This is a genomic window from Rhizobium sp. P38BS-XIX, from assembly GCF_012641435.1.
GTDB lineage: Bacteria > Pseudomonadota > Alphaproteobacteria > Rhizobiales > Rhizobiaceae > Rhizobium.
Genome location: NZ_JABAIJ010000005.1, coordinates 392,880 through 405,962 on the forward strand (window position 1 = coordinate 392,880; position 13,083 = coordinate 405,962).

At 52.7% G+C, this 13,083-nt stretch carries 11 protein-coding genes, 1 tRNA gene and 1 riboswitch; of the genes, 9 read left to right on the forward strand and 3 right to left on the reverse strand.

Annotated elements, in window-relative coordinates; genetic code table 11:
* Position 1: 1 nt before the first annotated feature.
* A complete protein-coding gene (gene apaG / locus HGP17_RS18760; protein WP_168811995.1) occupies positions 2-394 on the reverse strand; it encodes a Co2+/Mg2+ efflux protein ApaG in 393 nt (130 codons plus the stop codon).
* Between the two features lie 610 nt (positions 395-1,004).
* Here apaG and HGP17_RS18765 point away from each other — a divergent pair.
* The gene (locus HGP17_RS18765; protein WP_168811715.1) at positions 1,005-1,718 is read left to right on the forward strand and encodes a DNA helicase; all 714 of its coding nucleotides are present in this window, start codon (positions 1,005-1,007) and stop codon (positions 1,716-1,718) included.
* A gap of 73 nt (positions 1,719-1,791) precedes the next feature.
* On the opposite strand, the gene HGP17_RS18770 is transcribed toward HGP17_RS18765, so the two are convergent.
* Positions 1,792-2,979, reverse strand: a complete 1,188-nt coding sequence (locus tag HGP17_RS18770) for an O-succinylhomoserine sulfhydrylase (protein ID WP_168811717.1) — start codon at positions 2,977-2,979, stop codon at positions 1,792-1,794.
* Positions 2,980-3,022: 43 nt separating this feature from the next.
* Positions 3,023-3,101, reverse strand: a riboswitch (SAM riboswitch).
* 168 nt (positions 3,102-3,269) lie between these two features.
* Here HGP17_RS18770 and HGP17_RS18775 point away from each other — a divergent pair.
* The 8 genes from HGP17_RS18775 to HGP17_RS18810 all read left to right on the forward strand — a co-directional run bounded on the left by HGP17_RS18775 (position 3,270) and on the right by HGP17_RS18810 (position 12,189).
* The gene (locus HGP17_RS18775) at positions 3,270-4,364 is read left to right on the forward strand and encodes a 2'-deoxycytidine 5'-triphosphate deaminase (protein WP_168811719.1); all 1,095 of its coding nucleotides are present in this window, start codon (positions 3,270-3,272) and stop codon (positions 4,362-4,364) included.
* A gap of 57 nt (positions 4,365-4,421) precedes the next feature.
* Positions 4,422-4,495: transfer RNA gene (locus tag HGP17_RS18780), tRNA-Gly, on the forward strand.
* A 187-nt stretch (positions 4,496-4,682) separates the two neighbouring features.
* Positions 4,683-5,900, forward strand: coding sequence for an integrase arm-type DNA-binding domain-containing protein (locus HGP17_RS18785; RefSeq protein ID WP_168811721.1), 1,218 nt, complete (start codon positions 4,683-4,685; stop codon positions 5,898-5,900).
* Positions 5,901-6,126: 226 nt separating this feature from the next.
* On the forward strand, positions 6,127-7,965 hold the full coding sequence (locus HGP17_RS18790) for a Z1 domain-containing protein (RefSeq protein ID WP_348648967.1): 1,839 nt from the start codon (positions 6,127-6,129) through the stop codon (positions 7,963-7,965).
* Positions 7,962-8,435, forward strand: a complete 474-nt coding sequence (locus HGP17_RS18795; RefSeq protein WP_168811723.1) for a hypothetical protein — start codon at positions 7,962-7,964, stop codon at positions 8,433-8,435. The genes HGP17_RS18790 and HGP17_RS18795 overlap by 4 nt, the downstream gene beginning before the upstream one ends.
* A gap of 229 nt (positions 8,436-8,664) precedes the next feature.
* On the forward strand, positions 8,665-9,672 hold the full coding sequence (locus HGP17_RS18800) for a site-specific DNA-methyltransferase (RefSeq protein WP_246704142.1): 1,008 nt from the start codon (positions 8,665-8,667) through the stop codon (positions 9,670-9,672).
* Positions 9,673-9,835: 163 nt separating this feature from the next.
* On the forward strand, positions 9,836-11,572 hold the full coding sequence (locus HGP17_RS18805) for an AAA family ATPase (protein WP_246704143.1): 1,737 nt from the start codon (positions 9,836-9,838) through the stop codon (positions 11,570-11,572).
* Positions 11,569-12,189: a hypothetical protein gene (locus HGP17_RS18810; protein WP_168811727.1), complete on the forward strand. Its 621-nt coding sequence runs from the start codon at positions 11,569-11,571 to the stop codon at positions 12,187-12,189. Before HGP17_RS18805 ends, HGP17_RS18810 begins: the two co-directional genes overlap by 4 nt.
* A 27-nt stretch (positions 12,190-12,216) precedes the next feature.
* Here the strand turns inward: HGP17_RS18810 and HGP17_RS18815 are convergent, their stop codons facing one another.
* Positions 12,217-12,777 carry a recombinase family protein gene (locus HGP17_RS18815; protein WP_168811729.1) on the reverse strand — a complete coding sequence of 187 codons (561 nt, stop codon included), beginning with the start codon at positions 12,775-12,777 and terminating at the stop codon, positions 12,217-12,219.
* Positions 12,778-13,083 lie beyond the last annotated feature (306 nt).

Sequence of the window (13,083 nt, forward strand, 5' to 3'; positions counted from 1 at the left end):
CTTAATTCAGCGTACGCAGCAGGTTGGGCGTATCCAGCGAAAAGGCGGGGATCTTGACATGAAAGAGCTCCCCGTCGTCCGTTTCCATCTGATAATGGCCGAACATCATGCCTGACGGCGTGTCCAGCGGGCAGCCCGAAGAATATTCGTAGGTGTCGCCGGGCTTCAGATGCGGCTGTTCGCCGACCACGCCCGGTCCCGTCACTTCATCCACGATGCCGTTCATATCGGTGATATGCCAATAGCGCGTCACCAGCTTCACGGCTTTTTCCGAGTGGTTGGAAATGACGATACGGTATCCCCAGACATAACGGTCGTCGTCCGGATCGGATTGCTCCTCCAGATAAAACGGTTCGACCACTACTTCTATGTCGCGTGTTAAAGCGCGATACATGCCTGATACCTTGCCGCTGCTCTGAAACACCGTGCGTTCTTTTGAGCGCCGCCGACGTTCCAGCATTTTAAAGTCCGCGGCATCTTATCCGCTTTCCATATTTCCCGCAAAGAGCAGGATAACTAGCGGTATCCTATAACCTATTCGTTCCGTCAAGGAATGGAACGATGAAAACTATCACGAACACGCAGATCGTGCCGGATTTTAGATATTCCAGTCGCATTTCAAGGTTAACGAGACGCTTTTGAAAGTATCTCTGTCCACCTGTCCTTTGGACTTGTATGCCCCATCAGCACCTTGGTTTGTTTATCACCAAGAAAGGCTTACAACCATTTTAGGTTCACTTGGCTGGTGAACGCCATATCTGGGCATGTGTGCATAAAAGCTCCGCTTCGAGTAACCCATCTTTGCGATGCCCTTTCGATCGAAAAAGGCCGGATGCGATTTTCCGTTGCGGCGATTTCGGCTATGATCTGATTCTGGCACGGCCCATGCCTCCCCCCTCCATCGGGAAAGTATATTTCATGCGGGGCTTTCGATCTCGGAACCGACTGTTTGAGCGCCTGGCATAAGGAGGGGTTGCGGTCATTGCTCGCAATAGGAGGTTTAAATGAGGCTTTCCGCCCCGGTATATCATCTGAAGCGCAAGGCGAGGCTCTTGTCCCGCCAGCAGAATATCCCCTTGCATGCCGCACTGGACAGCATCGCCGCTGGCGAAGGTTTTGATGCCTGGAGCCTGCTTGCTTCCAAAACGGCGGCTGCCCTTTCCGTCAACGAGCTATATTCGCAACTGAGCCAGGGCGATCTCGTCCTGATCGGCGCGCGGCGCGGTCATGGCAAGACGCTGATGAGCCTGAGGCTCGCCGTCGAGGCGATGAGGGCCGGCAATCGTAGCATGTTCTTCACGCTGGAGGATACGGAGAAGGTCGTTCTGGATCGCTTCCCGATGATCGGTGCCGATCATGCGGAATTTGCATCCTTGTTCGGCTTCGAAAACTCCGATGCCATCAGCGCAGACTATATCGTCGAGAGACTGGCGGGCGCGGCGCCCGGCACGTTGGCGGTCGTCGATTATCTGCAACTGCTCGATCAGAAGCGGGAGAAGCCAGAGCTGATGATCCAGGTCAACACGTTGAAGGCGTTTGCACGGAGCAGGGGAATGATCGTTGTCTTTACCTCGCAGATCGATCGTTCATACGATCCACTCGTGAAGCCCGTACCTGATCTTTCGGATGTGCGTCTGCCAAATCCCCTGGATCTGGCGTTGTTCGACAAGATGGTCTTCCTGCACAATGGTCTGGTTCGGTTCAAGGCCTCAAGCTGAGGCGCCTCGACTTCCGACATCAGGCTCAAGAAAGTCGAGCCGCCCGGACGGTGACCGGGCGGCTCGCTCAGTATCAGGCGGAAACCTGCTCGAGCGCGCGGGCGAAATCTTCGACCAGATCCGCGCTGTCTTCGATGCCGGCGGAGAAGCGCACAGTGCCCGGCGAAATGCCGAGTTCGGCACGAGCCTCGTCGGTCAGGTTCTTGTGCGTCGTCGTGGCCGGATGGGTGATCAGGCTCTTCGAATCCCCGAGGTTGTTGGAGATTTTGACGATTTCCAGTGCGTTCTGCAGCTTGAAGGCCGCCTCCTTGCCGCCCTTCAGCTCGAAGGCGACGAGGGTCGAGCCGCCGCTCATCTGCTTGGCAATGATATCGGCCTGCGGATGGTCCTTGCGGCCCGGATAGATCACGCGCGCGACCTTGTTGGTCTGCTCGGCAAGGAAATCGGCGACCTTGGAGGCGTTTGCCGTCTGTTGCGTCACACGCAGCGGCAATGTCTCGATGCCCTTCAGCAGCGTCCACGCGGTAAAGGGCGACATGGCCGGGCCGGTGTGGCGGAAGTAGTCCTGCAGGTTCTCGTCGATCCACTGCTTGTCGGAGAGGATGACGCCGCCAAGCGAACGGCCCTGGCCGTCGATATGCTTGGTCGCGGAATAGACGACGATGTGGGCGCCGAGTTCGAGCGGCTTCTGGAACATCGGCGTGGCGAACACGTTGTCGACCACGACCTTGGCGCCGATCTGATTGGCGAGCTTGGCAACCGCGGCAATATCGACCACTTCCAGCGTCGGATTGGTCGGGCTTTCGAGGAAGAAGACCTTGGTCGTGGGACGAATAGCCTTTTCCCAGTTCTCGACGAAGCGGCCGTCGACGAGGGTGCATTCGATGCCATATTTCGGTGCGAGCGTCTCGACGACCCAGCGGCACGAGCCGAACAGGGCGCGGGCGGCAACGATATGATCCCCGGCCTTCAGCTGGCAGAGAATGGCGGCGGTGACGGCAGCCATGCCGGAAGCCGTGGCGCGCGCGTCTTCGGCGCCTTCCAGAGCGCACATGCGCTTTTCGAACATGTCATTGGTCGGGCTGCCGTAGCGGGCGTAGATGAAGCCATCCGTCTCGCCCTTGAAGCGGGCTTCGGCCGCTTCGGAGGTATCGTAAACGAAACCCTGGGTCAGATAGATCGCTTCGGATGTTTCTCCGAATTGCGAACGGAGCGTTCCGCCGTGAACGAGTTGGGTTGCGGGGCGCCAAGTCTTGCTCATGCCATCACCACTTTCAAAACAAAAAAACCGGCCGCAAATGCAGACCGGTTTAACCCCGGTCTTTTTAGCCACTTGTTTAACGTGGCTGCAAGCCGACCGGCCAAATCACCACGGGATAAGTTGCAATACTGCCGTTGACCGCTTGCGTCAATTCCCTGAGTTTGGTTTTGTCTGCGACAAATGACAGCCCCCGTATCCGGCAGGATGCGCAAAGGTCGCAGTAAGGTTTTCAATCGGCCGGAGCCCTGCAGGTCGGTTTTCGACTGGCAGGGTTTGGGCTAGGATGAGGCATGATGGCTCGCAACACTGGAATTTTAGCTGATCGCGCCATTGCGGCGCTCTTCGATGCCGGACGGCTGACGAGCGAGAGAGAGCTGGACTCCGATCAGATCCAGCCGGCAAGCCTCGACCTGCGGCTTGGCTCGCATGCATTCCGCGTTCGCGCCAGCTTCATGCCGGGTCCGTCGCATCTTGTTGCTGACAAGCTCGATAGGCTGAAACTGCACGTCGTCGACCTCTCCGAGGGCGCCGTGTTGGAAACCGGCTGCGTCTACATCGTGCCGCTGATGGAACGTCTGGATCTTCCGGCGGATATGTCTGCCTCTGCCAATCCGAAGAGCTCGACAGGTCGTCTCGACATCTTCACCCGCGTCATCACCGATCGGGCGCAGGAGTTCGACAAGATCCCGGCCGGCTATTCCGGCCCGCTCTATCTCGAAATCAGCCCGCGCACCTTCCCGATCGTCGTTCGCCGTGGCTCGCGCCTGTCGCAGATCCGCTTCCGCGTTGGCCAGGCCCTGCTCACAGAGCCGGAACTGCTGGCGCTGCATGAGAGCGAGACGCTGGTTGCCAGCAAGCGGCCGAACATCACCGGCGGCGGCATCGCGCTGTCGATCGACCTTGCCGGCGACAAGGAAGGGCTGATCGGCTATCGCGGCAAGCACCACACGGCCGTGGTCGATGTCGACAAGAAGGCCCAGCACGATATCTTCGATTTCTGGGAGCCGCTCTACAGCCGGGGGCGCACCGAACTGATTCTCGACCCGGATGAATTCTACATTCTGGTATCGCGCGAAGCGGTTCATGTGCCGCCGCAGTTCGCAGCGGAGATGACGCCGTTCGATCCGCTGGTCGGCGAGTTCCGCGTCCACTATGCCGGCTTCTTCGATCCTGGCTTCGGTCATGCCCCTGCCGGCGGTCGCGGTAGCCGCGCCGTGCTGGAAGTGCGCAGCCATGAAGTGCCCTTCATTCTTGAGGACGGCCAGATCGTCGGGCGTCTGATTTACGAGCACATGCAGGAGCAGCCGGAAAGCCTCTACGGCTCCGGTGTCGGCTCGAATTACCAGGCCCAGGGCCTGAAACTCTCGAAGCACTTCCGGTTCTAATCGCATACCGGCGGCCTTGACAGAGGCCACCAACTGTTGGACACCTCAGGGTGCCAGGCGGGTGTAGCTCAATGGTAGAGCAGCAGCTTCCCAAGCTGAATACGAGGGTTCGATTCCCTTCACCCGCTCCAGCTGCCCCCAACCATATTGTTTAATATCGTCCAACAAAGTGCAGTATTTTCATAGAAATCAAGTAGATGAATTGGTTTCATACCTCGCGCGCGTGTAGCGAAGTGCAACGAAGTACGGTGACAGCCAGCATTTTTTTCGGTACAAAATCACGGTATCACGCCGCTACCGTCGAGACCGATACCGTCAATGTCACTCACCGATGTGCAAATCAGGAACGCGAAGAAATCCGATAAGCCGTACAAATTGCCCGACGGGAAAGGGCTCTACCTTTATATTTCAAAGGCCGGTGGCAAGTCGTGGCGGCTGGACTACGCCTATTTTGGCAAGCGCAGGACGCTGACACTCGGCACCTATCCGGCCCTTGGGTTGGCTGACGCTCGTGTTCGACGAGACGAAGCTAAGAGAAAATTGTCGGAGGGCTTAGATCCCTCTTTGGCAAAGAAGCGTGAGCAACTGGCTGCCAAGGCGGCAGCGGGTAACACGTTTGGCTTGATCACAGATGAATTCATCGCAAAGCTGCGGCGAGATAAGCGCGCTGAGCCCACCATCGATAAAAACACTTGGATGCTGAAGGAGCTCGCAAAGAAGCTTTCGCCTTATCCCATAACTCAGATTTCGGCGAAGGACGTTTTAGATGTCTTGAGCGTCATTGAAAAAAGCGGCCGGGTCGAAAGCGCGCTTGCTACGCGATCAGCAATAGGGCGTGTCTTCCGTTTCGCCATCGCAACCGCAAGAGCTGAAAATGATCCGACCTCAGCGTTGAGGGGTGCCTTGCAGCGGCACGTACCGGTAAGTCACCCAGCGCTCACGGACCGTAAGGAACTTGGCGGTCTTATGAGGGCGATCTACGGGTACGACGGATGGCCATCACTAATTGGTGCGCTTAAAATTCAAGCTCTTTGCTTCGCTCGTCCCGGTGAAACCCGTTCAATGGAGTGGTCAGAACTTGACCTCGAAAATTCGATTTGGACCATTCCTGCGGCAAAGACAAAAATGCGGCGTGAGCATCACGTCCCTCTATCCCGGCAAGCAATCGAGATCTTAAAGCACATGAAAGAACTGTTCGAAGATAAGCGGCAGGTCTTTCCATCGATGATGTCGGGGAAGACCTTCTTGTCGGAAAATTCAATGAATTCAGCTTTGCGGCGAATGGGTGTCACCAACACCGAGCATACAGCACACGGCTTTCGCTCTTCCGCTAGTAGCATCCTGAACGAGTCGGGCACGTTCAGCCCGGACGCTATCGAAGCGCAGCTGGCTCATCTCGACGCTCGAAAAGTACGACGAGTCTACAACCGTGCGACATATTGGAATGAGCGCGTGCAGATGATGCAATGGTGGGCCGATATGCTTGATGAGGAACGAGCCAAAAAAACTGACGGCCTTTCGCAAGCTGTTTCTTGACTCGCTATTCGCGTCGGTTTCTTTTCCTCGGTATCGACTTTTTGACGCGGCGCCTTTTTTGCGGAGGAACTGCCGCGGCGCATACCTACAGATTGGTCGGCGCTCCTCTGGCCCTATTATTAACGTGACCATCAGCCAGATTGCCAAAGAGTGGGGCAAGCGATTCAACCTATTGACGAAATTGAGTGGAATGCCGATTGTGTCTCCGTGGAATCGGGAGGGGTACGTGGCAGCTTTCAACATTAACAACTTCTTGAATGGTGCCTCTTCGGCTCGTCAATACGAGGGTCAGTTAGAGCGACTGAAAAATGCGGGTAAGCAAGTTGACTGTATCGAGATCGCTGTTCGTGGAGCGATCGAAAATTTGAGAGCAAAAGCCACTCGGTCATTTGTGATCTACGGAGAGCCACAAAGCGGCAAAACCGAGATGATGATTTGCCTAACAGCGAAACTTCTCGACCAAGGTCATAATTTTATTTTGCATTTATTGAATGATAGCGTTGATTTGCTTGGTCAGAATCTTGGACGTTTCAAGACGTCGGGTTTAGCGCCATCTGCAAGAAATTTTTCAGAAATACTAGATCCCACCATTCCGATAAAAAGTGGGAAGCACGTCATTTTTTGCAAGAAAAACGCTAACGACCTGCGGAAGCTGATCGATAAAATCGGAACCATCGATGGAATCGTTGTGATCGATGACGAGGCAGACTATGCGTCTCCAAACTCCAAAGTTAATTCGGGAGATAAAACGAAAATAAATCGCCTGATTAACCAGATTCTTTCCGACACCGGGATTTATATTGGTGTAACGGCAACTCCAGCTCGACTGGATTTGAATAATACGTTTCAAAACGATAGTCATCTTTGGGTAGATTTTCCTCCGCATTCGGCTTATACAGGACAAGATGTTTTCTTTCCTCTAGATAACAAAGTTAAATTTTCTTTAAAATTACTGTCTAACAGTGGAGATGAGCCTAAATACGCACGAAGTGCTTTGTTTCGATTTTTGGCAAACGTCGCTTATTTGAACAAGTATGTTAATGCGACGGAAGAAAACTATTCGTTCCTTATCCATACCAGTGGAAAGAAAACGGATCATAAGTCCGACTGGTCCGTCATTAGCAGCGCGTTGCATGATCTGCAGGATCGATCATCTAGTCGCTTTCAGAAATATGTCGAAGAAATATGGGAAATCCTGTCCGACCGTTATGCTGACGCGGATGTTGATGAATTAACGAGATATATACTTAATAACATCGCAAGAAACTCGGTAGTTATCATAAATAGCGAACGTGACTTTAGTTTAAGAGGCGCTTCTGCGACAAATCCAAGTAGTCTTTTTACCATAATTATTGGAGGTAACATTGTGTCGCGAGGTGTTACCTTAGAAAATTTGCTATCTATGTTTTTTACTCGTGACGTTCGGCATAAAATTCAGCAAGATACATATATTCAGCGGGCCAGAATGTTTGGAAGCAGAGGGAATTACCTTCGGTTTTTCGAACTCACCATTCCCTCGGCGCTTTATACAGATTGGCACCGATGCTTTGTTTTCCATCGGCTGGCGCTAGATGCGATAAGGCAAAAGATGGGCTCGCTGGTCTGGCTGACCGACCAGCGAATAGCAGCCGTGTCCAGCTCAAGTATCGATAGATCGACGGTTGATCTAAATAGAGGGGAAATGTCGTTCGCGCTGTTCGAATATAACGCTGACGTAGAAAAGCTAATTTCATCCGGAAAGCCCTCGATTCAGCTAATGGAGGAACTTTCTGCATTGATTGGAGAACAAAGTTTTCCCACCTACTTGCGTAAATACATAATAAAAACACTCCCCAAGCAAGTTGCGTCGCTGGCTTTTCATCCAACAGGATCGATAGTCAAATACAGCGATGCTGATCAGGACCTTATCGAGCGACGACGGGGGTTTATCGGCACGTCTGATTTGCAAAAGGCAAAATACCCAGATGCCATTCACCATTTCAAGATTTATACCAATGCTGCAGGTAGAGCGAGGTTATTCTATAAATTCGAAGGAAGCATTCAGTTTATCAAGAATATGAAATGATACCCGAGTATAAGTTATTCCACGGCGCCGCGATTTGCGCGTTGATCGATCAATCTCCGTACGAAATTTCGATTGGCCCCATGTCGACTGACGGGCGATTGGGTTTTTATGTTGTCAATAGAAGGGTCGGGCTTTACATAAAGCACTCCACTGCACGCCTGACGCCTTGGCCGTTCGCCTTCAGCCATCAAAATATCGGTCAACTTCGGGAGCTTGATGATTGCTGCGCTGTTGTCTTCGTTGCCTTAGTTTGCGGCTCTAACGGCATAGTGTGCCTGGAACTGTCGGAGCTCAGAACAGTGGCGGCGTTTCGTGATGAAGAGCAGCCTTGGCTTAGGGTGGCTCGTCGTCCTGGCAGCATGTTCAGTGTATCGGGAAATCTTGGATCGCTGGGTTCGAAAAAGAGAGACGGTTTTGCTGATATTTTCGGCCATTCAGCTTGGAATGTGAATAGTAGCCCAAACTTGTAATAAAGCCGACGAGGTCGATTTTCCGGCAAGCGCGTGAGATCGTGCCAGAGCCGCGACCCACTCGTCTTTTATTGAGCATTCTTATCGTCGAATGGACGGCTATGGACGGTCGCTCAGGGTTGAGCGGGAGATCCACCAAGCGGCTGTTGTTTAAAAGGTCGGGCGGGCCTCGCTTGAACGTGTGCCAGTCGTTATGCTGACTCAGCATTTATATGATTTGTGATTCTCGATGACGCGCATTAAAAAAGGGACCAAGCCGAAATTGGTCGATTTACCAGACGATAGCCGCCCGCTCACTCGTGCGAACGAGGCCATGCATCCTCAGGTCATGTCTGAAGACGCATTCACATCGAAGCGGCTGAGGAATGCCGCAGCTTACTCCGACGAAACTGCACTCGTTCTCAACATGGATGTACGTGAAGCCCTATCGCTGCTTGCAGAAGAGGGGGTGAAGGCAAATTGTATTGTAACTTCGCCCCCCTTCTATGGACAGCGCGACTACGAAGTTGAACGTCAGATCGGCCTAGAAGCGCATCCATCCGAATTTATATCTACTCTTGCAGACGTTTTCGAAGCGGCCGGTTTGGTACTTGCGGACAACGGCAGTCTATGGGTCAACATCGGTGACACATACTGGAGTGGAAAAGGTGAACATCGTAGCGGTGAGGCCAAACAATCGGCTCGCCGTTTTGGTATCCGTCCGCAAGATAAAAAAGGCGACGGAAAATGGTGTGTTCCCAAACAGTTGCTTTTGATTCCGCATCGGTTTGCCATCGAAATGCAAGATCGAGGCTGGATCGTCCGAAACGACAACGTTTGGGTAAAGCCGAACCCAATACCAGACCAAGTGAGAGACCGTTGCTCAATGTCGCATGAATACGTTTTTCACTTTGTGAAAGAGCGTTGGTATTATTTCGACAAGAATGCAGTTGGCAGGACCTCGGAAACGGGTACCGTTTTACCGCCGTTAGACACTTGGGAGATAGCACCGGTTCGTGGTCAAAGCGGCCGACATAAAGCGCGGTTTTCGGAGGAGCTTGTTCGCATTCCGGTTCTTACGACAACGCCGCCAAGAGGTGTTGTGTTAGATCCCTTCGCCGGAAGTGGGACCTCGTTGATATTTGCTCTAAAGCACGGCTTCCGCGTCATCGGTATAGACGCCAAAAAGGAATATTGCGACTTGATGATTGATCAGATTAAAAAGCTCTTCGATGAAGGCGAATTAGATTTGGAATAGTATACTTTCCTCAAATCGGTATAAAGACGATATGTATCTCACAGCCGAAGCGGTTCTCCACGCAATAAGTATTCTTCGCGCCCACGTGCATCCTTTTATTGGGATTACGTTCGTTGCATGCAAGCGCTATGGACTGAGCGTTGGAGCCGTAGACGAGGTGAGCATGGATAAACTCACCGAGGAGCACCTAGACGAACACCATCGCCTTGATCACCGAAGTTCGTACTATTTTCAGCCTTTTAAAAGTGCGCAGTCGTGGGTTGTTCAGAGATATCCGTCTACCGGTCTGCAGACCGTCAATACGCAGACTTTCGGTCCGGTTTTCGAGCACCCGAAAAAAACGCGCCTGTGGGGATTTGCCCCAGACTACCTCCGGCGGGTCACGAACATCTTGGAGGAGGGAAGCTTTACGACAGGCATCCCAGTCGATGCACTTGCAGTATGGCTTTACAAGAGCGCTGATATAGGCAGTGTTAGCACCTACGATGAGCTCGTTGAGCAATTTTTCTCCGAGTACAAGATAACTGAAACTGAAAAAGAGCGTCTATTCTCTGCCAGAATGATGGACAACGTTCTTTCCTACGGTGCGGCATTTTCGTCTGAGCCACTTGGGATGACGGCTATCACGCGGGAACTACCTTCGCCGCCAGACGCAAAAGCCGAAGGTGGTCGAACGATAAGATCGTTACGCTTGTCCAACGCTGCCCCTGCTCGAGAAATGGAACTCGATTTTGGGCAGCGACTAAGCATCATCACTGGCGACAACGGTCTAGGAAAATCTTTTTTACTCGACTTTGCTTGGTGGGCAGCTACCGGCTCTTGGGCCGAACGTGAAGCGCTTCCGCTGCTGGATGATCCCGCTGTCATTCCTGAAGTAGAATACGCTTTAAGCGGAATCTCAGGAAGAGTAACTAGCTATAAGTCCAAGTTTGACCGCAAAAGTTTCAGTTGGGTACGTCCGAAAGAAGCGATGACGGTGGAGGCGATCGCAGTTTTTTCTCGGGCAGATGGTTCCTTTGCTTTCGCCGACCCGGTACGTGGGAGGTACAATCGAAAAATACTAACTTCAAACAGTCTTTCAGCTCAAGAGCTGTGGAACGGACGGCCGGGTACAATCGAGGGTCTAATCAGAGACTGGGTCAAATGGCAGATGTCAGCCGATCGAAAGACATTTGATCAGTTCGCCGCTGTACTCAAGCGATTGTCTCCTGAAGATCTTGGTACTCTGACTCCTGGGCCATCGGTCAGAATTCCCGACGAACCGCGAGACATACCGACCATTCAGCACCGGTATGGGACCGTACCAGTAACGCACGCGTCGTCGGGGGTGCAGCGAGTACTTTTGCTGGCATATTTAATCATTTGGTGCTGGCAGGAACATGAACTTGTAGCGAAGCAAATGGGCGAAGCTCCACTTCGCCGTATGATGGTGATTGTGGATGAATTGGAGGCTCATCTACATCCGAAGTGGCAGCGGATAGTACTGCCAGCTCTGATGAGCGTCGGCGACCTTCTGAGTAGCGACTTAGCATTGCAGATGATAGCTGCGACCCATTCACCAATGATTCTTGCCTCGATGGAGGCTACCTTCGATCGTTCGATTGACGTCCTTTATCACTTATATGGTGTCGGTCCGACGGTCAGGCTGGAGGATATTCCCTTCGTGAAATATGGGGATGCCTCAGGATGGCTTACCTCTCCGCTTTTCGGTCTTCGTCACGCTCGTTCTAGAGAGGCGGAAGAGGCAATCGAAAAGGCGAAGGCGCTGCAGCTTGAGGACGATCCTAGTCCTGAAGCCGTGGCGTCAATTTCAGAGCGTCTCAAATCACAGCTAGCCAACGACGACAAATTTTGGCCTAGATGGCTATACTTCGCTGAGCAGCATGGTGTCAAAATATGATCGGCGTCGTTCCCAAACAGGAGTATCCGGGTTTCGACAGTGAAGTTCGAAAGCGAGGCGCCGCCTTCTTGGCGACGTGCCCGAAGCCAACGTCAAAGCAGTTTAAGAAAAATAATTTTTGGAACAAAGCCGTTCGCGAACTTCATGAGGCGTATTCCGGCATATGCGCGTACACGGCAATGTATCTGCCGGAGCAAGGGACGGTGGATCATTTTCTTCCCAAAGCTGGCGACAACGGTCATCCTCACTTGGCCTACGAATGGCAAAATTTCCGGTTAGCTGGCGGGAGGGTAAACACATCAAAAGGCGACTCGATCGATATCGTCGATCCCTTCGAGGTGCAGGATGATTGGTTCTTCATGGATGTTCCAGCTTGTTTATTACGCCCTAATCCCGGCCTCGGCAAAGACCTAAAGCGGAAAATCGCGGGAACGATTAATGCTCTACGGCTCAACCAAGATGACAACTATGTTCAGGAGCGATGTAATATTTTGATCGCGTATGCCCAACACGATATATCGCTGAATTTTATGGAGCGTCGCTATCCATTTCTTGCCAAAGAGATTGTTAGACAGGCGGTAAGTCAGCAGCGCCTCAGAGAACTGTTCAGAATATAGATGTGATGATGACTATCACGACGAAGCTCAAGCCAATCGCGACGGCAAGCGGGCGAGCACTCGATAAACTTGCATGCGCGAACACTTTGCTGCCCTTGCTATAGCTGACACCCCTACGCCCTCGCGATGAAGCTTTTGTATCAGGGTGTGATCTAGTCGGACCTTGCCACCCTTGTAGACGCCAGCACTTCTCGCACGAGCTATTCCCTCCTTTTGACGCTCCTTGATGAAGCGCCGCTCCATCTGCGCGACCATGCCCAGCACTGTTAATATCACATGCCCCATTTCGCCGCGAGTTGACACGTGAGGATCGAGAATGGTGACAAAGGCGCCGCGCTGTTCGCACTCATGTACGATGTTGAGGACATCGCGGGTGTCGCGGCCAAGACGATCAAGCCGCGTCACTATCAACTCATCACCCTCACGAAGAAATTCGATGATCGTCGCTAACTCTGTTCGACCATCACGGCTCGCGCCCGATATCTTTTCGGCCCGCACAATCACGCAGCCTTCCGCCTTCAGGCGTTGCTGTTGGATTTCACAATCTTGGTCAATCGTACTTACGCGGGCGTAACCGATTTTTGTCATATGTCACCTCAAGCTTTAGGCCCGAGGCTACCCTGTCACAAATAGTCGTCGTCAAGACTGATGTTACGGCCAAGCGGGTAACCTTCGTGCTGTCGCATGCGCCTATACGCTGATGTGGCGGTGGTGGTGCCGATGTCCGCGCTGGCACAAATGACGATCGTGATGTGCAGCGGACAAGCAATCCTTGAATCATACGTGCTCAAATGGCTGCCAGAGATTCAATTGCTGGTCGCTAGGGCTAGATCGCGAATAAATCATTGATAGTTGTGGCGCGGCAAGTGACATTAGGACTCGCCGATTCCATTT

Coding starts and splice junctions, on each gene's coding strand:
- HGP17_RS18810 (WP_168811727.1), top strand. CDS start 11,569: ATGATCGGCGTCGTTCCCAAACAGGAGTATCCGGGTTTCGACAGTGAA.
- HGP17_RS18770 (WP_168811717.1), bottom strand. CDS start 2,979: ATGAGCAAGACTTGGCGCCCCGCAACCCAACTCGTTCACGGCGGAACG.
- HGP17_RS18775 (WP_168811719.1), top strand. CDS start 3,270: ATGATGGCTCGCAACACTGGAATTTTAGCTGATCGCGCCATTGCGGCG.
- HGP17_RS18765 (WP_168811715.1), top strand. CDS start 1,005: ATGAGGCTTTCCGCCCCGGTATATCATCTGAAGCGCAAGGCGAGGCTC.
- HGP17_RS18805 (WP_246704143.1), top strand. CDS start 9,836: ATGGATAAACTCACCGAGGAGCACCTAGACGAACACCATCGCCTTGAT.
- HGP17_RS18815 (WP_168811729.1), bottom strand. CDS start 12,777: ATGACAAAAATCGGTTACGCCCGCGTAAGTACGATTGACCAAGATTGT.
- HGP17_RS18800 (WP_246704142.1), top strand. CDS start 8,665: ATGACGCGCATTAAAAAAGGGACCAAGCCGAAATTGGTCGATTTACCA.
- apaG (WP_168811995.1), bottom strand. CDS start 394: ATGTATCGCGCTTTAACACGCGACATAGAAGTAGTGGTCGAACCGTTT.
- HGP17_RS18795 (WP_168811723.1), top strand. CDS start 7,962: ATGATACCCGAGTATAAGTTATTCCACGGCGCCGCGATTTGCGCGTTG.
- HGP17_RS18785 (WP_168811721.1), top strand. CDS start 4,683: ATGTCACTCACCGATGTGCAAATCAGGAACGCGAAGAAATCCGATAAG.